Annotated in this window: 1 protein-coding gene and 1 pseudogene; both read right to left on the reverse strand. The window is 74.5% G+C overall.

The genetic code is table 11. The annotated features are described in order from the left end of the window. Positions 1-140, reverse strand: a pseudogene (locus ACQUQ1_RS22425) (amidohydrolase); the annotation flags it as partial. A gap of 153 nt (positions 141-293) precedes the next feature. Then, positions 294-728: a universal stress protein gene (locus tag ACQUQ1_RS22430; protein WP_435066389.1), complete on the reverse strand. Its 435-nt coding sequence runs from the start codon at positions 726-728 to the stop codon at positions 294-296. Positions 729-954 lie beyond the last annotated feature (226 nt).

The raw sequence follows: 954 nt of genomic DNA on the forward strand, positions 1-954 counted from the left end.
TGGACGGCCGTCAGGTCGCGCTTCTCCAGCTCGTCGACGATGCGGGCGGTGGTGTAGAACTCGCACCACGCCGGCTCGGGGTGACGGTGGAGGTCTCGACGGAAGGCGGACAGGTCCTCGTGTGCGACGGTCTGGCTCATACCGGACGGTCCGCGCCGGCGGGCTTAAAGCCGGGTCTCGCGGAAGTCCGCGCGGCCCGCCGCGGGCGTCCGCGACGAACGGCCGGCGGGTCGGCGCCGTGCGGGCCGTCCGTCCCCGGTCGGGCCGCGCGTGTGCCCCGCCCGGCCGATGGCCTACTCGTCCTCGGCGTGTCGGACCGTGAGCACGGGCTGGTCCGCCGAGCGGACGACCCGCTCGGTGACCGAGCCGAGGAGGTAGCGGTCGAGCCCGCGGCGCCCGTGCGTCCCCATCACGATCATGTCGATCCCCTCCTCGTCGGCGTACTCCAGGATCGACCGGTAGGCGGTGCCGGAGACGACCGCCTCGATCACCGGGAGCTCCTCGTCGTCGGCGGCCTGGGCGATGCGGGAGACGGCCTCCCGGCCCTCCTCCTCCAGCGCGTCGGCCACCACGTCGGTGCCGGCCTCCAGCGCCGAGTAGGCCGTCGAGTCGACGACGTACAGCGCGTGGAGCGTGGCGTCGAAGCGGTCGGCGAGCGTCACCGCGTGCTCGACGGCCGCGTCGGCCGCCGGGCTGCCGTCGGTGGGAACCAGGATGCGGTCGTACATGACGCCCGACCCTACGGGGGCCAGTCGAAAAAGTCGGCGGTCGGGGGCGGGGTCGACGACGCTCGACGGGGACGACGCCGGCCGTCGGCGGGACACCGCCGCCCTACGTCGGGCCGTTCGCGCGGACGGCGTCCTCGCAGGCCCGGAGGGCGTCGTAGCGCTCCGCCTCGTCCTCGATGGCGACCGTCTCGACGACCTCCCAGGCGCCCCCGAGGAAGTCCAGCCC

It is taken from the genome of Halobaculum sp. EA56 (assembly GCF_051195075.1).
Lineage (GTDB): Archaea > Halobacteriota > Halobacteria > Halobacteriales > Haloferacaceae > Halobaculum.

What these genes read in the sequence shown, in the direction of transcription:
- ACQUQ1_RS22430 (WP_435066389.1), bottom strand. Translation starts at nt 728, where the DNA reads ATGTACGACCGCATCCTGGTTCCCACCGACGGCAGCCCGGCGGCCGAC.